A 17,826-nucleotide genomic window follows, 5' to 3' on the forward strand; every position below is an offset into this window, starting at 1 on the left:
TTTCGTCGCGGTGTCCAGCAGATACGCAGTTCCGTCGCTGACGCTTCCGGCCGGTCGCCCCGCTCTGCTAACGTCCGCGCATGACCGTCGGCGTACTGCTCATCACCCACGAAGGCATCGGGACCGCGATCCACGCCGTCGCGACCCGCCTGCTCACCCAGTTGCCGTTGCGGACCGCCGTGTTCGAGGTGCCGTTCGACCAGACGGTGGACGCGGTACTGCCGCTGGCCAGCGCGGCGCTGCGCACCGTCGACGATGGCGACGGCGTGCTGATCCTCACCGATCTCTATGGCGCCAGCCCCAGCAACGTGGCCGCCGAGCTCGCCCGCCTCGGCACGCCGGCGCGACGCGTTTCGGCGCTCAGCCTGCCGATGCTGCTGCGGGTGATGAACTATCCTGAGCAGGCACTCCACGAACTGCCTGCCACCGCGGCGGCAGGCGCCCGAAACGGCGTCGTGCTCGACGAGGCCTGAGCCTCGGCCGCATTCCCCCGTACCAAGGACAGGCTTCTCCCGATGATCGAACGTGAACTGCTCGTCGCCAACAAACTCGGCCTGCATGCGCGCGCCACCGCCAAGCTGGTGCAGGTGCTGTCCGGTTTCCGCAGCAATGCCACGCTGCTCGCCAAGGGCCGCGAGGTCAACGCCAAGAGCATCATGGGTGTGATGCTGCTGGCGGCCGGTCACGGCACCCGGGTGGTGCTGCGTCTCGATGGCGAGGACGAGGCCGCTGCGATGGACGCCGCAGCCGACCTGTTCGAACGCAGGTTCGACGAGGAAGGCTGATGCGGCAGGGCCTGCACGGTCAGGGCGCATCACGGGGCAACGCGCTCGGTCGGGCGCGTGTCCGCGAACCGCATGCGCTGGAAGTCGCCGAGACACGCATCCGTCCGGGCGATGCGGCGGCCGAACTGGCGCGCCTGCATGCAGCCATCGATGCCGTTCGCGCTGAGATCCGTGCGATGCGCGACCAGCTGCATGGCGCACTGGCCCACGAGGTCGGCGAGTTCCTCGACCTGCACACGCTGCTGCTCGACGATCCCGAACTGCTGCAGGGCCTCGACGAGCTGGTGATGAACGGGCTGTACGGCGCCGACTATGCGCTGCGCCTGCAACGCGATCGTCTCGCAGCCGTGTTCGAGACGATGGACGACGCCTACTTCCGCAGCCGCATCGAGGACATCGACCACGTCATCGGACGCGTGCATGCGGCGCTGCACGCGCGCGACGCGGAACTGCAGGGCGTCGCGGGCGAGATCCTGGTGACCGATGCGATCGCGCCGTCGGAGATCGGCCGGCTGCAGGCGCGTGGCGTGCTCGCCGTCGTGACCTCGACCGGCAGCTCGCTGTCGCATTCGGCGATCCTCGCGCGCAGCCTGCACCTGCCGCTGGTCGTCAACGCGCCACATGCGCTGGCCCAGATCAACGACGGCGACGTGCTCGTCGTCGACGGCAGTACCGGCGAGATCATCGTCGAACCCAATGCCGACGACCTGCGCCAGTACCGCGAACGTCTCCGCGAGGAGAAGCGCGAACGCAAGCAGCTGCGTCGTCTGCGCCGCGAACCCAGCAAGACCCTCGACGGCATCGACATCCGGCTCTATGCCAACGCCGAAACACGTGAGGACGTGGCCGAGGCGCATGCGCTCGGCGCGGCCGGCGTGGGCCTGTACCGCACGGAGTTCCTGTTCCTGCAGGGCCGGCGCATTCCCGACGAGGACGAACAGTTCCGCGCCTATCGCGATCTCGTCCTCGGTATGACCGGACGCACGGTCACCATCCGCACGCTCGACATCGGCGCCGACAAGGCCGACGAGACCGGCTTGGCGCTGCGCCACGAACCCAACCCGGCGATGGGCCTGCGCGGCGTACGCCTGTCGATGGCGCGCGACGGCCTGCTGGAGACGCAGCTGCGCGCGATCGTGCGCGCGTCCGGCTACGGCCCGGTGCGTGTGCTGGTGCCGATGGTCAGCGGCCGCGAGGAGATCATGGCCGTGCGCGGCATGCTCGCCCGCGTGCAGCGCGACCTGCGCGCCGAAGGTCAGGGCGGCGCGGAGCGGATTCCACTTGGCGCGATGATCGAGGTGCCGTCCGCCGCGATCGCGCTGCCGACGTTTGCGCGCGACATCGATTTCATCTCGATCGGCACCAATGACCTGGTGCAGTACCTGTTGGCGGCCGACCGCAACAACGACGCGCTCGGCGACCTGTATTCGCCGCTGCACCCGGCAGTGATCCGCCTGCTGCACAGCGTGATCCGCGTGGCGCGTGGTCGCGGCATGCCGGTCTCGGTCTGCGGCGAAATCGCCGGCGATGCGCGCTTCACGCCGCTGCTGCTGGCGCTGGGTCTGGAGGAACTGAGCCTGCATCCTTCGCCCTTGCTGGAAGTGCGGCGCGCGATCCGCGGCCTGGACCTCGGTCAGCTGCGCGCGCGGTCGCCTGCGCTGCTGCGCGCACGCGATCGCGCCGGCATCGAGCGCTGGCTGGACACGGTGCAGCCGGTGCGCGGCGCGGGCTGAGCGTTTCGTCCGGCGAGTCGCGGTGTGGTGCTGTGTCGGCGTTCCATTTCGCCCGCGATACATGCCTGGCGACGCACGTCGCGACCCGTCGTGTCCCTGCCCTGCGCCGGGCACGCGCGCAGCTTCGACCGTGCGGCATCGATGCCTACACAGCGGACGCCGGTCACCCGGGGTTCCTGCAACGGGGTGGGCAGAACGCGGGCGAGCGCGGATAATGCGCGGATGAACACCCTGCGCTGATCACCCGCTGTCGCGCCTCGTCGCGACGCGCAACGGAGCAATCCATGGCCGAAGCCGTCCGCCACGACAAGACCGCGCGTCAGCTGCGTCTGCTTTCCGACGCGCTCGACAGCGGGCGACTGGGTCCGGTCCGTCGCCTCGTCAATACGCTGGCGCCGGCCGAGATCGGCAACCTGCTCGAATCCCTGCCGCACGACAAGCGCATCGTCGTGTGGGGCCTGGTCGATGCCGAGGACGATGGCGAGGTGCTGGTCCACGTCGGCGACGAGGTGCGCGAAAGCCTGATCGCGGACATGGATGCCGACGAGCTGGTCGCCGCGGTCGAGGATCTCGACATCGACGATCTGGCCGACCTCGTCGAGGATCTGCCCGGCGCGGTGATCGACGAACTGCTGCGCTCGATGGACCGTGAGAACCGCGAACGTCTCGAGCAGGTGCTGTCGTATCCGGAAGACACCGCCGGCCGCCTGATGAATCCCGACGTGGTGACGGTGCGCGCCGACACCACGGTCGACGTGGTGCTGCGTTTCCTGCGCCTGCGCGGCGAACTGCCCGACCACACCGATCACCTCTACGTCGTCAACCGGCGCCACCAGCTGATCGGCTGGGTCGCGCTGCAGGATCTGGTCACCCGTGATCCCGGCACGCCGATCAACAAGCTGATCGACGACGAACTCGATTCGATCCACGTCGACGAATCCGCCGAGCAGGTCGCGCGACAGTTCTCCGACAACGACTGGGTGTCCGCGCCGGTGGTCGACGACGGGAACGTGCTGCTCGGCCGCATCACGGTCGATGACGTGGTCGACATCATCCGCGAGCAGGCCGAACACCAGGCCCTGGGCGCCGCGGGTCTGGACGAGGACGAGGACCTGTTCTCGCCGATCAAGCGCGCGGTGCGTGGCCGCGTGGTGTGGCTGGGCATCAACCTGTGCACCGCATTCCTGGCCGCGTTCGTGATCGGTCGCTTCGAGGCGACCATCGAGCAGATCGTCGCGCTGGCGGTGCTGATGCCGATCGTCGCCGGCATCGGCGGCAATGCCGCGGTGCAGGTGCTGACGCTGATGGTGCGCGGCATCGCGCTGGGCCAGGTCGGCGCGAGCAACGCGCGCATCCTGCTGTGGAAGGAAGCGCGGGTCGCGCTGATCAACGGCGTGCTGATCGGCAGCCTGGTCGGACTGGTGGCGCTGGTCTGGTTCCGCGACTGGGTGCTGTCGCTGGTGATCTTCGCCGCGCTGGTGATCAACTTCTGCTCGGCGGCCCTGGCCGGCGTGCTGCTGCCGCTGATGCTCAAGCGCATGCGGGTCGATCCCGCGGTCGCCGGCACCGTCGTCGTCACCGCGGTCACCGACATCATGGGTTTCTTCAGCTTCCTCGGCCTCGCCACGGCGATCATGCTGCGCTGAGGTCCGCGCGATGCACACACGCCTCGGCAAGGTGGCGGACTGGCGGGACGACGGCGGCTACGGTTTCATCGTGCCGGTCGAACGTGGCGACGGGCCCGAGCGCCTGTTCTTCCATATCGACGACTACACGCAGGCGGGCCGGCGTCCCGAACGCGGCGAACTGGTCCGCTACGTCGCCAGCCGCCAGGCCGACGGACGCTGGCGGGCGCAGGCCGTCATCCGCACGACGCCCGCCTCGGCACGTGGACGCGCGGATCGACGCCGCCCGTCCGGCGGCGCCCGGAAGACCGGTGGCGCCGGCACGATCGCGTTCCTCATTCTGCTGGGCATCTGGCTGGGCCTGCTGTTGCCCGCGGCGTCGTCGGGCGCCCTGCCCGGCTGGGAACTCCCGGCGCTGCTCGCGCTGAACCTGCTGACCTGGGCGCTGTACGCCCTCGACAAGCGTGCCGCACAGGCAGGGCGCTGGCGGACGCCCGAGGCGCACCTGCACCTGTGCGAACTGCTGGGCGGCTGGCCGGCCGCCTGGCTCGCCCAGCGCCAGCTGCGCCACAAGAGTGCCAAGCGCGCCTATCGCGCGATCTACTGGAGCCTGGCCGTCCTGCACGTGGCGGCCCTGGCCCTCTGGCGCGCCGCGTGACGGCGCGCCCCGACCGGAGCCTGCCCTGATGCCCACATTCCGTCCCATGCCCCGTCGTCGCTTCCTGCACGTCCTGCCGCTGGCCGGGCTGGGCGGCGCAGCCTGGCTCGCGGGCTGCCGCTCCGTGCCGACGGCCACCGATACCGGCCGCTTCGAACGCCGCACGATCGAGTTCGCCGGGCGCCGGTCGATCTACCAGGTCTTCGTCCCCGCCGCGTCCCGGGCACGGCCGCTGCCGGTGGTGCTGTTCCTGCACGGCTCGGGCGAGCGCGGCAGCGACGGCGAGGCCCAGGTGCAGGCCGGACTCGGCCCCTACGTGCGCGCTCACGCGGCCGACTTTCCGGCGCTGGTGGTGTTTCCGCAGTCGCCCGAGGGCGAATCCTGGGAAGGCGACACGGCGGCGCTGGCACTGGCGGCACTGGACGCGGCCAGCGCCGAGTTCGGCGGCGATCCCCGGCGCACGTATCTGACCGGCATGTCGCGCGGCGGCTATGGCACCTGGTCGCTCGCCCTGCGCGCATCGATGCGTTTCGCCGCCCTGGTGCCCGTCTGCGGCGGCATCACCCCACCCGGCACCCGACCCGATCTCGACACCCTGCAGGTGGAATCGACCCGCAACGAAGCCGACCCGTTCGACGCCGCCGCGCAGCGCCTGCGCCAGATCCCGAGCTGGGTCTTCCACGGCGCGCTGGACGATGTGGTGCCGCCGGCGCAGTCGCAGTGGATGGTCGCCGCGCTGCAGCGCGCGGGCGCGGATGTCCGTTACACAGAATTTCCCGACGCCAACCACAACAGCTGGGATGCGGCCTACGGCATGCCCGAACTCTGGACCTGGCTGTTCGCCCAGCAGCGCTGACGTTGCGCACGGCAGACGCGCTTCGAGATCAGCCTGTCGATCCGCCGCATCGGCCTGCGGCGCGCTGTCGCGTCAGGCGCTGCGGCGTCGCAGCCGTGCCAGCGCGCTGAGCCCGGCGATCGTCAAGGCCAGTGCCGTCATCGACAGGAATTGTGTACGGGTTTCCGGCGTGGCGATGAGCAGCGCGAAGATCAGACCGAGGATCGCCAGCGCGCAGACCGTAGGCACGGGGAATCCGCGCATCCGGACCGGCATCGCGATGCCGGCGCGATCGGCGCGCCGGCGCAGGATCAGCTGCGACACCAGCGCGATCGTCCACACCAGCAGGCAGGTCGCGCCGACGATGTTGAGCAGCATCGGCAACACGCGTCCGGGATACAGCAGCTCCAGCGCCGCGGCGGCGAAGCCGAACGACACGCTGGCGAGTACCGCGACGACCGGCACCATGCGGCGGTCGCTGCGGCCGAGCACCGCCGGCGCCTCGCCGCGCTGACCCAGCGACCAGATCATCCGCGAGGCGCCGTAGAGGTTGGCGTTGAGCGCGGACAGCAGCGCGATCACCGCGATCAGCGTGATCGCGGTGGCCGCGCCGGGAATGCGCGCGACGTCGAGCACCGCGGCAAACGGCGAGCCCAGCGCCGGACTGGTCCACGGCACCACGGCGACGATCACCGCGATCGAGCCCAGATAGAACACCAGGATGCGCCAGGCGACGGTGCGGATCGCACGCGCCAGGCTGCGCGCGGGATCGGAGGTTTCGGCCGCGGCGATCGCCACGATCTCGGTGCCACCGAACGCGAACACGACCACCAGCAGGGCCGCGCCCACGCCGGTCAATCCGTTCGGCGCGAAGCCGCCGTGCGCGAACAGGTTCGCCAGCCCCGGCGACGCCACGTCCGGCAGCCAGCCCATCAGCAGGGCGATGCCGATCAGGATGAAGGCGACGATGGCGATGACCTTGAGGATCGCGAACCAGAATTCGAACTCGCCGAAATTGCGCACGCCGAGCAGGTTGATCGCGGTGAACACGGCCATGAAGATCAGGGTCAGCCCCGGCACCGAGACGCTGGGCCAGATCGTGGCCAGCAGACCGGCAGCGCCGACGGCTTCGGCCGCCACGACGATCACCACCTGCAGCCACCACAGCCAGCCGACTGTGGCGCCCGCGGTCGGGCCCATCGCGTCCTCGGCGTAGACCGAGAACGCGCCGCTGGCCGGCTTCACCGCGGCCATCTCGCCAAGCGCGTGCATCACCACGATCACCAGCGCGCCTGCGATCAGATACGACAGCAGCACCGCCGGTCCCGCGGCCTGGATGCCGACGCCCGAACCAAGAAACAGGCCTGCGCCGATCGCACTGCCCAAGCCCATCATCACCAGCTGGCGGGGCTTGAGCGCGTGGGCGGGCGAGGCGGACGCGTGATCGGGAATCGAGGCGGACGGATCGGAAGACGACATCGGGGCAGCCGGCATACGGGACGGCGCACGATACGCCTTCCGCTCCGATTCTGCGGCAGGGGCCAGGCCGGCGCATCTCCGCGCTGCCCACTCACGCCGCATGACCGGCTTGGAGCCGCACGTTTTACGCCAGCGTGATCGCACGGCGCCGCGCCGTACGACGCTCTGGAAAGGCGCTGCGAGCCCCGCAGCAGAATCACTCCCGGATCCAGGCGCCGCAATGCGCGATGCGATCCGGCCCCTTCAATGGGCCAAGGCGAAGTCCATGAACACCGCACACGTGCAGCGCGCGGTCATGGCCGCGCGTCTGCGACGCGTCAGCCCAGCAGCATCTCCAGCGCCGCCATGCGCACCGCCACGCCATTGCGCACCTGGCGCAGGATCAACGACTGCGGACCATCGGCCACCTCGTCGGTGATCTCGACACCGCGGTTCATCGGCCCAGGATGCAGGACCACCGCATCGGCAGCGGCCCGCGTCAGGCGACGCGCATCGAGACCGTAATCGCGGTGGTAATCGTCGAGCGAGGCGACGAGGCCTTCCTCCATGCGTTCGCGCTGCAGCCGCAGCATCATCACCGCGTCCACGCCGTCGAGTGCGGCATCCAGATCGTCTCCGACCGTGCAGCCGTGCAGCGTGTCGTCGTCGGGCAGCAGCGCGGCCGGACCACAGACGCGGATCTCGCCCGCCCCCAGCGTGCGCAGTGCCTGCAGATCGCTGCGCGCCACCCGCGAATGCTTCACGTCACCGACGATCGCCACGCGCAAACCGGCGAAATCCGGGCCCTTGGCCTGGCGCAGGGTCAGCATGTCGAGCAGGCCCTGCGTCGGATGCGCGCTGCGGCCGTCGCCGGCATTGAGCAGCGCGACGCCCGGCGGCGCGGTGGCAGCGAGCGCGGCGACCGCGCCATCCGCCGAATGGCGCACCACGAAACCACGGACGCCCATCGCCTCGATGTTGCGGAAGGTGTCGAGCGGCGTCTCGCCCTTGGTGGTGGACGACGTCGAGGCATCGAAGCCGAGCACATCGGCGCCCAGACGCTGCGCGGCGCGCTGGAAACTCAGGCGCGTGCGCGTCGAGGGTTCGAAGAACAGCGTGCAGACCGCCGTACCGGCCAGCCGGTCGTTGCGCACGTCGCCGTCGAGCAACGCCTGGGCGCGGTCCAGCAAGGCGACCAGCGTGGCACGCGGCAGGCCGTCGAGCGTCAGCAGGTGGCGCAGGCGGCCGTCGGAATCGAGTTGCGCGGGAGCAGAAGCAGAGGCGGACATCGCGATGACGGGCAGCGGCGGGAACCGCCATTGTCCCGCACGTCGCGATGCGACGGCGAGTCCCGCGTCAGGGCGGCGTGGCGTCGTCGGGCGAGGCCAGCCAGCGCTCGACGATGACCGCCGCGGCCACGGCGTCGAGGGCGGCCGCATCGCGGCGCTTGCGGCGGCCTTCGGCCCGGTCGATCGCGAAACGCTGCGCGGCTTCGATCGAACTCGCGCGCTCGTCCATCATCACCACCGGCACGCGGTAGCGCTCCATCAGTGCGCGTGCGAACGCCAATGCACGCAACCGGGCCGGCTGGTCGCCACCTTCGAGCGTCATCGGATCGCCGACGATCATGCCGTCGGGCCGCCACTCCTTCTGCACCCGGTCGATCGCCGGCCAGTCGATGTGCTCGCCGTGCACGTCGATCACCGCCAGTGCGCGGGCGCCATGCCCGAACGCGCTGCCCACCGCGACGCCGATGCGCCGGGAGCCGACATCGAAGCCGAGCACGGTGCCGTCGCGGCGGATCGTGGCGCTTGCGGGCGCGTCGGTCATGCGTGCCCGCTGTGGCTGGCCACATGCATCATGTCGACCCCGATGCGGCCCGCTGCGGCCTGCCAGCGTGCGTCCAGCGGCGTGTCGAACAGCAGCTGTGCATCCGCCGGCACGGTGAGCCAGCTGGTCTCGGTGAGTTCCTGTTCCAGCTGTCCCGCGCCCCAGCCAGCGCACCCGAGCGCGATCACCGCGTTCTCCGGACCTTCGCCGGCCGCCATCGCCTCGAGCACGTCGCGCGAAGTGGTGACGAAGAGGCCATCGGCGATCGCCAGGCTGGAATCCCAGCCGCCTTCGCCGTCGTGGACCACGAAGCCGCGCTCCGGGTGTACCGGACCGCCCGCGAGCACGCGCACGTCGCGCAGGCGCTGGTCGATCAGCACGATGCCCATCTGCTCCAGCACGTCGCCCAGGGTGTACTCGGACGGCTTGTTGACCACGACGCCCATCGCACCGTTGCCATCGTGCTGGCAGATCAGCGCGACCGAACGCGAGAAATCGGGATCCTGCAACGCAGGCAGCGCAACCAGCACATGGTGGGTGAGAAACGACATGGCCGCATTCTAGCGGCCGCTGGCGTGGTGGCGCTGCGCAGGCGCCGGTGCGAGGGTGCCCGGCTTCAGAGGCCGAACTGGATTTCCTGCGGCGTGGCTACCCGCACCCCGACCACTTCGACCTCGGCGCGCAGCGTGCGCCCGGCCAGCGGATTGTTGCCGTCGACGGTGATGGTGTCGGCGTCGAGCGCGGTCACGACGACGTCGAGCGGTCCGCGCTCGGTCTGGGCCCGCAGCTTTTCGCCGATGGCCGGCACGCTGCTGCCCGTGAACGTGGCGCGCGGCAGCCGCTGCACGAGGCTTTCGTGGCGGGGCCCGAAGCCCTGCTCCGGCGGAATCTCGACGGTGAAGACCTCACCGGCGCTGCGCCCTTCCAGCGCCTGTTCCAGCCCCTGGATGATCGAGCCGCTGCCGTGCATGTAGACCAGCGGATCGTGGCCGTGGGTCGTCGTGAGGCGCTGGCCGGACGGATCCGACAGGGTGAAGTGGACGGTGGCGACACGGCGGTGGGCGATGTCCATCGACGGCTTCCATTGGGCGGTGCCGCATGGTGGCGCGGCCCGCGTGAAGCGCGCAACCCGGCGACGCCCGGATGGCGGTGGCCGGCCGTGCTGACTATCCTGCGCTGATGAGCGCCTACTGCGACATCGCCCCGGGCCATCCGGTCCACGGGCCTTACCACGCCACCGAGTACGGCTTTCCGCAGCGCGAGGAGGCCGTGCTGTTCGAACGCCTGCTGCTGGAGATCAACCAGGCCGGATTGAGCTGGGAAACCATCCTGCGCAAACGCGACGGTTTCCGGGCGGCCTACGACGGCTTCGATGTTGATACGGTGGCGGCATACGGCGCCGCCGATCGCGCGCGCCTGCTGGCCGATGCCTCGATCATCCGCAACCGCCTCAAGGTCGATGCGGCGATCCACAACGCGCAGGTGATCCGGGGTCTGCGCGACAGTCACGGCAGCTTCGTGGAATGGCTCGACGCGCACGCGACCGAGGACGGCGCGCCGCGTGACAAGGCCTCCTGGGTCAAGCTGTTCAAGAGGACCTTCCGCTTCACCGGCGGCGAGATCACCGGGGAGTTCCTGATGAGCCTGGGCTATCTGCCCGGCGCGCATCGGCCGGATTGTCCGGTGATGCGGGACATCGCGCGAGCGAAGCGCGGTTAGGCCCACCGCGCGGCATTGGCCCCACATCCTTCTCCGAGCGTTATTCCCGCCTGCGCGGGAACGATGGGTCACCCGACTTCCGGATCCCGCCCTGAAACGCATTCCGGCCGCTTGCGCGGCCGGAACGGGAGTGCGTCAAGAGGCGAAACTCAGCCCTTGATCGCTTCCTGGTAACGACGCTCGACTTCGTTCCAGTCGACGACGTTGTAGAACGCGGCGATGTAGTCCGGGCGACGGTTCTGGTACTTCAGGTAGTACGCGTGCTCCCAGACGTCCAGACCGAGAATCGGGGTGTTGCCCGAACCGATGCCCTTCATCAAGGGGTTGTCCTGGTTGGCGCTGCTCTCGACCTTCAGCACGCCGGACGTGTCGACCGACAGCCAGGCCCAGCCGCTGCCGAAACGCGTCAGCGCAGCCTTGGTAAAGGCTTCCTTGAAGGCGTCGAAGCCGCCGAGGTCGCTGTCGATGTGCTTGGCGACATCGCCGACCGGGTTGCCGCCGCCCTTGGGCGACATCACCGTCCAGAACAGCGAGTGGTTGGCATGGCCGCCAGCGTTGTTGCGCAGCGGGCCGCGCTTGTCTTCGGGCAGCGCATCGAGATTGGCCACCAACTCTTCGACGGGCTTGTCGGCCCATTCGGTGCCTTCCAGCGCGGCGTTCGCGTTGGTGATGTAGGTCTGGTGATGCTTGCTGTGATGGATCTCCATCGTCTTCGCGTCGATGTGCGGCTCGAGCGCGTCGTATGCGTAACCCAGTTCGGGGAGGCTGTAGGCCATGAGCGGATCTCCTTCGGAATGAATGCGCGTCATTGTCCCCCGTCAGGGGTCAACTTTGCGACAAGGGGCCACACCATACCGCCGGCGGGCGACAGACCGTGACAACACTGCGTTTCGGACCGCGGACAGCAGAACGCCCCGCGGCGCGGGGCGTTCCGTAGGGATCACGAGGCCAAGCGCTCAGCGCACCTCGGCGACCTCGACCCCGTCCAGTCCCTGCGACAGCGTGCGCGCATCGCCGCCCTGGGCCAGCTTGATGCGCAGGCGCACCTCGTTGGCCGAGTCGGCATAGCGCAGCGCGTCCTCGTAGGAGATCTCGCCGGCCTGGTAGAGCTCGAACAGCGCCTGGTCGAAGGTCTTCATGCCCAGGTTGGTCGATTCCTTCATGACCTCCTTGAGCTTGTGGATTTCGCCGTCGCGGATGTAGTCCTGCACCAGCGGCGTGCCCAGCAGGATCTCCATCGCCGCGCGCCGGCCCTTGCCGTCGGGCGTCGGGATCAGCTGCTGCGCGACCACACCCTTGAGGTTCAGCGACAGGTCCATCAGCAGCTGGTTGCGGCGGTCTTCGGGGAAGAAGTTGATGATGCGGTCCATCGCCTGGTTGGCGTTGTTCGCATGGAGCGTGCACAGCACCAGGTGACCGGTTTCGGCGAAGGCGATCGCGTGGTCCATGCCTTCGCGCGTGCGCACCTCGCCGATCATGATCACGTCCGGCGCCTGGCGCAGGGTGTTCTTCAGCGCCGCGTCCCAGCTGTCGGTGTCGATGCCGACCTCGCGCTGCGTGATGATGCAGCCGGCGTGCTTGTGCACGAATTCGATCGGGTCCTCGATCGTGATGATGTGGCCGGTCGAGTTCTGGTTGCGGTAGCCGATCATCGCCGCGAGCGACGTCGATTTACCCGTGCCGGTCGCACCGACGAAGATCACGATGCCGCGCTTGGTCATCGCCAGTGTCTTGATGATCGGCGGCAGGTTGAGCTCTTCGATCGTCGGGATGTGCGTCTCGATGCGACGCAGCACCATGCCGACCTGGTTGCGCTGGTAGAAACACGAGATGCGGAAGCGGCCGACACCCGAAACGCCGATCGCGAAGTTGCACTCGTGCGTCTTCTCGAATTCCTCGCGCTGCGGCGGCGTCATCACGTTGAGCACCAGATCGCGCGCCTGCTGCGGCGTCAGCGGGTTCTGCGTGATCGGCGAGATCTTGCCGTGCACCTTGATCGACGGCGGCATGCCGGCGGTGATGAACAGATCCGAGGCCTTCTGATGGGCCATCAGCTTGAGGAACGAGGTGAAATCGATGCTGCTCATGTCTGGCTCCTGCGGAGCCGGGATTCGTGATGGGTGATTGGTGATTCGAAAAGGCGCTCCAAGCGGCTTTCCGGCTCCCTCCTCACGACATCAGAACCGCGGCTTTGACGAATCACGAATCACGAATCCCCAATTACGGCCTTACTCGAACAGTCGCTTGTCCTTCGCGTATTCCTTGGCCGCGGGCCGCGTGATCAGGCCACGCTTCACGAGGTCCTGCAGATGCTGGTCGAGGGTCATCATGCCGGCCTGCTGGCCGGTCTGGATGGCCGAATACATCTGCGCCACCTTGTCCTCGCGGATCAGGTTGCGGATGGCGGGCGTGCCGACCATGATTTCCCAGGCCGCAGTACGACCGCCGCCGACTTTCTTCAGCAGCGCCTGCGAGATCACCGCGCGCAGCGATTCCGACAGCATCGAGCGCACCATCGGCTTTTCGCCGGCGGGGAACACGTCGATGATGCGGTCGATGGTCTTGGCCGCGCTGGAGGTATGCAGCGTGCCGAACACCAGATGGCCGGTTTCCGCGGCGGTCAGCGCCAGGCGGATGGTTTCGAGGTCGCGCAACTCGCCGACCAGGATGTAGTCGGGATCCTCACGCAGCGCCGAGCGCAGCGCCTCGTTGAAGCCGTGCGTATCGCGATGCACTTCGCGCTGGTTGATCAGGCACTTCTGCGAGGTGTGCACGAATTCGATCGGATCCTCGACCGAGAGGATGTGCGCGTATTCGTTCTTGTTGATGTGGTCGATCATCGCTGCGAGCGTGGTCGACTTGCCCGAACCCGTCGGGCCGGTCACCAGGATCAGACCCTGCGGCTGGTCGATCAACTGGCGGAAGATCGGCGGGCAATTCAGGTCTTCCAGCGTCAGCACTTCCGACGGAATGGTCCGGAACACCGCACCGGCGCCGCGGTTCTGGTTGAATGCGTTGACACGGAAGCGCGCGAGGCCCGGAATCTCGAACGAGAAGTCGACCTCGAGGAATTCTTCGAAATCGCGACGCTGCTTGTCCGACATGATGTCGTAGATCAGCGCGTGCACCTGCTTGTGCTCGAGCGCGGGAATGTTGATGCGGCGCACGTCGCCATCGACGCGGATCATCGGCGGCAGGCCGGCCGACAGGTGCAGGTCCGACGCCTTGTTCTTGACCGAGAACGCCAACAGTTCCGCGATATCCATGACAACCCCTTGATGATGCTGATCCGCACAGGGCGCGCGGCCGGCCTGCTGGCTGGCACTCCCCTGTCCCCGGCGGCAGTATAGACCGCTATCCCCCGCACGAAACCAGCCCTCACAGACGGATCCCGCACCGTGCCCGACACCCCTGCCATGCATTCCTTGGACACGGTCCTGCAGCGTATCGACAACGCGAACCGGCACGCCGCGCGGCCAACTCCGGCGCGCCTGCTCGCGGTCGGCAAGACGCGCGACGCCGCCGCGTTGGCTGCACTCGCCGCCGACGGCCAGCGCGCATTCGGCGAGAACTACGTGCAGGAGGCCGCGGCCAAGATCGAAGCGCTCGCCGGACTCGGACTGGAATGGCATCTGATCGGCCATCTGCAGTCGAACAAGGCCAGACAGGCTGCGGAGCTCTTCGACTGGGTCCAGACGGTCGATCGCCTCAAGCTGGTCGATGCGCTGGCCGCGCATCGCCCGGCCGCACGCGGTCCGCTCAATGTGCTGGTGCAGGTCAACATCGATGACGAATCGAGCAAGCACGGCTGCTTGCCCGGCGACGTCGCGACGCTGGTCACCGCGATCCGCGCGACGCCGTCGCTGCGGCTGCGGGGCCTGATGGCGATTCCGGCGCCGCATGCCGAGCCCGAACGGCGCCGGGATGCGTTTGCACGGATGCGTCGCCTGTTCGATACCCTCGCCGGCGCCGATGCCGCGGTGGATACCTTGTCGATGGGCATGAGCGACGATCTGGAGCTCGCGATCGCCGAAGGCGCGACGATGGTCCGCGTCGGCTCCGCGCTGTTCGGCGCCCGGGCCTGAGCCGGCGCACAGACGGGCTACCATGGCGGGTCGTCCTGCAGAACCGGAGCTTCCGCGCATGTCCGCACACGACACGTCCCCCGCACCCGCCCACCTCGATGCCCCCGTCGTGTTCATCGGCGGCGGCAACATGGCCCGCAGCCTGGTCGGCGGGCTGATCGCCCGCGGCACCGATCCGCACCAGGTCCGCGTTGTCGATCCGAACGCCGACATCCGCGACGCCCTCGCACGCGACTACGGCGTGCAGGTCTTCGACCGCGCGGAAGCAGCGGTGGTCGACGCGGGCACCTGGGTGCTCGCCACCAAGCCGCAGGTGATGCGGCAGGTCTGCGAGTCGCTGGCCGGGACCGCGCAGACGTCGCGCCCGCTGGTGCTGTCGATCGCCGCGGGCATCACGTCCACGCAGATCGACCGGTGGCTGGGCGGCGACGTCGCCGTGGTGCGCACGATGCCCAATACCCCCGCCCTCCTGGGCGCCGGCGTGACCGGGCTGTATGCGAATCCGCGTGTCGATGCCGACGCCCGCCAGCGCGCCGACAGCCTGCTGCGCAGCGCCGGCACGACCGTCTGGATCGACGACGAGGCGCGCATGGACGCAGTCACCTCCATCTCGGGCAGCGGCCCCGCCTATGTCTTCCTGCTCGCCGAGGCGATGGAAGACGCCGCCGTCGCCCAGGGCCTGCCCGCGGACGATGCACGCACGCTCGTGTTGCAGACGCTGCTGGGCGCGGCGCGGATGCTGGTCGACAGCGACGTCGCGCCGTCCGAGCTGCGCCGCCGCGTCACCTCGCCGGGCGGCACCACGCATGCGGCAATCGAAGCCTTCGAGACCGGCGGATTGCGCGCCCTCGTGGCCGAGGCGGTCGGCCAGGCGGCGAAGCGTGGTGGCGAACTCTCGGCAGCGAATGACTGAGCACCGCTTCGTGCGCATTGCGCTGGCGCTGGCGCTGTCCGTGGCGCTGGCCGGATGCAGCCCGTCGCCGCTTTCATCCTCCGGGATGGACGGCGCAGCGCAGCGCGATGCCGCCCGTCCCGCCATCGCAGCAGTCGGCGATGCGGAAGCGAGTGCGAGCGTCGTGCCGACCTCGATGCTCAGCGACGCGGTCGCTGCGCGCTATGGCGTCACGCGGGAGCCGGGACTCGTCCTTGTCCTGGTCGGCCTGCGCGTTGGTGACGAGGCCCAGCGCGCGACGGTGAGCGGACAGGCACGCGATCTGCGCGGCGTCGCGCAGAGCCTCGAGTTCCGCGAAGTGCAGGCCGACGGCCTCATCGACTACGTCGCGACCGCGCGGATCCGGCCACCCGACACCTTGCGCTTCGACATCGGCGTCGTCACCGGCGACCAGGAGCGCGTGCAGTTGAAATTCAGCCGCGACATCCTGCCCTGAGCACATGCGGCGTTCGCGCCGCGCGCCTCAGGTCCGCGGTTCGGCCGCCACCGTCAGCCTGGCGACTTCGGCCGCGCTGAGATCGCGCCACGCGCCTTTGGCGAGGTCGCCGAGTTCGAGGCGCCCCACCGCAACACGAATCAGGCGAAACACGCCCGTGCCGTGCGCGGCGAGCAATCGCCGGATCTGCCGGTTGCGACCTTCTTCCAGCACGATTTCCAGCCAGCCCGTACGGTCGCCATGCCGGAGCACGCGCGCCGAGCCGACGCGCAACCACTCGCCCGCATCTTCGACGCCGCCGTGCAGTGCGGCCATCAGCGCATCGTCCGGCACCGCGTCGATCTGCACGTGGTAGGTCTTGGCCGGTCCGCGCGCCGGATCCGATACGCCGGCCGACCACACCGGATCGCTGGAGAACAGCAGCAGGCCTTCACTCGCCTTGTCGAGTCGCCCCACGGGCGCGATCCAGCCCAGCGCAGCATCGTCGAAACAGCGATAGACCGTGTCGCGTCCCTGTTCGTCCTGGGCCGTGGTCACGAGTCCGCGCGGCTTGTTGAGCATCAGGTAACGATGCGCGACGGCCACGGCGCGGACGCCGTCCAGTTCGATGTTCGCTGCATCCAGCAGCACCGGATATTCGGGATCGCGCACGACGCGGCCCGCGACCCGCACGCGCCCATCGCGCACACGGCGCTCCGCTTCGCTGCGCGAACACAATCCCCGCTTCGACAGCAGGCGCGCGATTCCGTAACGGGGCGGATGCCGGTCGACGCTCAAGCGCGACTCCACCTACACAGGTCCACATACGAAGACGGCCCGCTTGCGCAGGCCGTCGCGATCGACGCAGCCGAACAGGCAGCTGGGATCATTCCGCGGGCGTCGCCTGACCGGGCACGGCGGCCTCGGCCTCGCCTTCCGGCGCGGCAGGCGCGTTTGGATCGACGCGACGGCTGCCCACCGTGTAGCCGTTGGCCTTGATCCAGGCGTCGAAATCGTCGGCGGTCATGCGCTTGCCGCCCTGGGTCATGTTGAACCGGTACGGCGTGTTGTCGAATTCGGTCTGCTTCACATAGGCCGCAGGGTCGTTCGCGGTCACCGCGCCAGCGGCCGGCGCAGCCATGGCCACGTTCTGGCACTTCTCGATCTCGAGACGCAGCAGCACCTGGTCTGCCGACTGGGCATCGTCATACGCGCGCGACAGCACCGCGGTCGTGCCGAGACGGTAGCTCGGCGCCGACAGCTCGGACGACACCGGCGCGAGGACGGCGGCCTGCACCGGACGGGCAGCCTGCGCACCGAGGCTGGCGCAATCGGCAGCATGCGCGGCGAACGGCAGGACGAACAGCGAGCAAAGCAGATAGAGGCGCACGGGCAGGCTCCAAGTCGAATCGGCCTGAAGTGTAGGCCCCAAGTCCCCACGCTACAAGGAAAAAAAGAGCCTCGCGCATTCACCATCTGGGAGGCGCCGAGCATCCCTTCGGGTCGACTCGACTGTGTCCGGGTACCAGCGCGACAACGCGCACGACATCCGCGCGCCCATGCTTAGAACCCGCCAGCCGCCGCGCATCGAACGATCCAATTTCGGCGCCAGACGCAGACATCAGCGTTGGCAGGAAACTGGAGCAATCGCCCACATCCGCTCGTCTTCCGCGCTGGCTTCGCCATGCGTGGTGATCGGGACAAGATCCTCCGCAATCCGCGCCCTGCCGC

General features: G+C 68.9%; 20 protein-coding genes. 10 read left to right on the top strand and 10 right to left on the bottom strand.

From position 1 onward, the window contains the following. Positions 1-80 precede the first annotated feature (80 nt). The 6 genes from AC3A5K_RS05690 to AC3A5K_RS05715 all read left to right on the top strand — a co-directional run bounded on the left by AC3A5K_RS05690 (position 81) and on the right by AC3A5K_RS05715 (position 5,657). Positions 81-473, top strand: coding sequence for a PTS sugar transporter subunit IIA (locus AC3A5K_RS05690; protein WP_487616551.1), 393 nt, complete (start codon positions 81-83; stop codon positions 471-473). A 42-nt stretch (positions 474-515) separates the two neighbouring features. Beyond that, positions 516-785 carry an HPr family phosphocarrier protein gene (locus tag AC3A5K_RS05695; protein ID WP_487616552.1) on the top strand — a complete coding sequence of 90 codons (270 nt, stop codon included), beginning with the start codon at positions 516-518 and terminating at the stop codon, positions 783-785. Further along, the gene (gene ptsP, locus AC3A5K_RS05700) at positions 785-2,518 is read left to right on the top strand and encodes a phosphoenolpyruvate--protein phosphotransferase (protein ID WP_487616553.1); all 1,734 of its coding nucleotides are present in this window, start codon (positions 785-787) and stop codon (positions 2,516-2,518) included. The genes AC3A5K_RS05695 and ptsP overlap by 1 nt, the downstream gene beginning before the upstream one ends. A 284-nt stretch (positions 2,519-2,802) precedes the next feature. Then, a complete protein-coding gene (gene mgtE / locus AC3A5K_RS05705; RefSeq protein ID WP_487616554.1) occupies positions 2,803-4,164 on the top strand; it encodes a magnesium transporter in 1,362 nt (453 codons plus the stop codon). Positions 4,165-4,174: 10 nt separating this feature from the next. Further along, positions 4,175-4,801, top strand: a complete 627-nt coding sequence (locus AC3A5K_RS05710; RefSeq protein ID WP_487616555.1) for a DUF1294 domain-containing protein — start codon at positions 4,175-4,177, stop codon at positions 4,799-4,801. A gap of 46 nt (positions 4,802-4,847) precedes the next feature. Then, positions 4,848-5,657, top strand: a complete 810-nt coding sequence (locus tag AC3A5K_RS05715) for a carboxylesterase family protein (RefSeq protein WP_487616556.1) — start codon at positions 4,848-4,850, stop codon at positions 5,655-5,657. A gap of 72 nt (positions 5,658-5,729) precedes the next feature. Here AC3A5K_RS05715 and AC3A5K_RS05720 read toward each other — a convergent pair whose 3' ends face one another. The 5 genes from AC3A5K_RS05720 to AC3A5K_RS05740 all read right to left on the bottom strand — a co-directional run bounded on the left by AC3A5K_RS05720 (position 5,730) and on the right by AC3A5K_RS05740 (position 9,996). Next, the gene (locus tag AC3A5K_RS05720; protein ID WP_487616557.1) at positions 5,730-7,115 is read right to left on the bottom strand and encodes an amino acid permease; all 1,386 of its coding nucleotides are present in this window, start codon (positions 7,113-7,115) and stop codon (positions 5,730-5,732) included. Positions 7,116-7,432: 317 nt separating this feature from the next. Next, positions 7,433-8,383, bottom strand: a complete 951-nt coding sequence (locus AC3A5K_RS05725; protein WP_487616558.1) for an aspartate carbamoyltransferase catalytic subunit — start codon at positions 8,381-8,383, stop codon at positions 7,433-7,435. A gap of 67 nt (positions 8,384-8,450) precedes the next feature. After that, positions 8,451-8,924: a Holliday junction resolvase RuvX gene (gene ruvX / locus AC3A5K_RS05730; RefSeq protein ID WP_487616559.1), complete on the bottom strand. Its 474-nt coding sequence runs from the start codon at positions 8,922-8,924 to the stop codon at positions 8,451-8,453. Next, complete coding sequence (locus AC3A5K_RS05735) at positions 8,921-9,475, bottom strand: YqgE/AlgH family protein (protein WP_487616560.1); 555 nt, start codon at positions 9,473-9,475, stop codon at positions 8,921-8,923. Before AC3A5K_RS05735 ends, ruvX begins: the two co-directional genes overlap by 4 nt. A 65-nt stretch (positions 9,476-9,540) precedes the next feature. Further along, entirely contained in the window at positions 9,541-9,996 is a 456-nt protein-coding gene (locus tag AC3A5K_RS05740) for an FKBP-type peptidyl-prolyl cis-trans isomerase (protein ID WP_487616561.1), read from the bottom strand. Between the two features lie 107 nt (positions 9,997-10,103). Here AC3A5K_RS05740 and AC3A5K_RS05745 point away from each other — a divergent pair, with 107 nt between their 5' ends. Next, entirely contained in the window at positions 10,104-10,643 is a 540-nt protein-coding gene (locus AC3A5K_RS05745) for a DNA-3-methyladenine glycosylase I (RefSeq protein ID WP_487616562.1), read from the top strand. Between the two features lie 149 nt (positions 10,644-10,792). On the opposite strand, the gene AC3A5K_RS05750 is transcribed toward AC3A5K_RS05745, so the two are convergent. From AC3A5K_RS05750 to AC3A5K_RS05760, 3 genes are all read right to left on the bottom strand, one after another. Next, the gene (locus AC3A5K_RS05750; protein WP_487616563.1) at positions 10,793-11,419 is read right to left on the bottom strand and encodes a superoxide dismutase; all 627 of its coding nucleotides are present in this window, start codon (positions 11,417-11,419) and stop codon (positions 10,793-10,795) included. A gap of 180 nt (positions 11,420-11,599) precedes the next feature. Continuing rightward, positions 11,600-12,730, bottom strand: coding sequence for a PilT/PilU family type 4a pilus ATPase (locus AC3A5K_RS05755; protein ID WP_487616564.1), 1,131 nt, complete (start codon positions 12,728-12,730; stop codon positions 11,600-11,602). A 141-nt stretch (positions 12,731-12,871) separates the two neighbouring features. Beyond that, entirely contained in the window at positions 12,872-14,065 is a 1,194-nt protein-coding gene (locus tag AC3A5K_RS05760; RefSeq protein WP_487616565.1) for a type IV pilus twitching motility protein PilT, read from the bottom strand. Here AC3A5K_RS05760 and AC3A5K_RS05765 point away from each other — a divergent pair. Genes AC3A5K_RS05765 through AC3A5K_RS05775 form a run of 3 tightly spaced genes read left to right on the top strand, consistent with a single transcriptional unit; the run spans position 14,060 to position 16,116 of the window. Further along, positions 14,060-14,728: a YggS family pyridoxal phosphate-dependent enzyme gene (locus AC3A5K_RS05765; protein WP_487616566.1), complete on the top strand. Its 669-nt coding sequence runs from the start codon at positions 14,060-14,062 to the stop codon at positions 14,726-14,728. The two genes, AC3A5K_RS05760 and AC3A5K_RS05765, sit on opposite strands and share 6 nt — an antisense overlap. Before the next feature lie 58 nt (positions 14,729-14,786). After that, positions 14,787-15,641 (top strand): pyrroline-5-carboxylate reductase, encoded by an 855-nt coding sequence (gene proC / locus AC3A5K_RS05770; RefSeq protein WP_487616567.1) that lies wholly within the window; start codon positions 14,787-14,789, stop codon positions 15,639-15,641. Next, positions 15,634-16,116 carry a DUF4426 domain-containing protein gene (locus AC3A5K_RS05775; protein WP_487616568.1) on the top strand — a complete coding sequence of 161 codons (483 nt, stop codon included), beginning with the start codon at positions 15,634-15,636 and terminating at the stop codon, positions 16,114-16,116. The genes proC and AC3A5K_RS05775 overlap by 8 nt, the downstream gene beginning before the upstream one ends. 27 nt (positions 16,117-16,143) lie before the next feature. Here AC3A5K_RS05775 and AC3A5K_RS05780 read toward each other — a convergent pair whose 3' ends face one another. Together AC3A5K_RS05780 and AC3A5K_RS05785 are read right to left on the bottom strand one after the other, a co-directional pair. Further along, a complete protein-coding gene (locus AC3A5K_RS05780) occupies positions 16,144-16,893 on the bottom strand; it encodes a pseudouridine synthase (protein WP_487616569.1) in 750 nt (249 codons plus the stop codon). Positions 16,894-16,981: 88 nt separating this feature from the next. Beyond that, the gene (locus AC3A5K_RS05785; protein ID WP_487616570.1) at positions 16,982-17,485 is read right to left on the bottom strand and encodes a hypothetical protein; all 504 of its coding nucleotides are present in this window, start codon (positions 17,483-17,485) and stop codon (positions 16,982-16,984) included. Positions 17,486-17,826 lie beyond the last annotated feature (341 nt).

Source organism: Luteimonas sp. Soil_C_5, assembly GCF_057656615.1.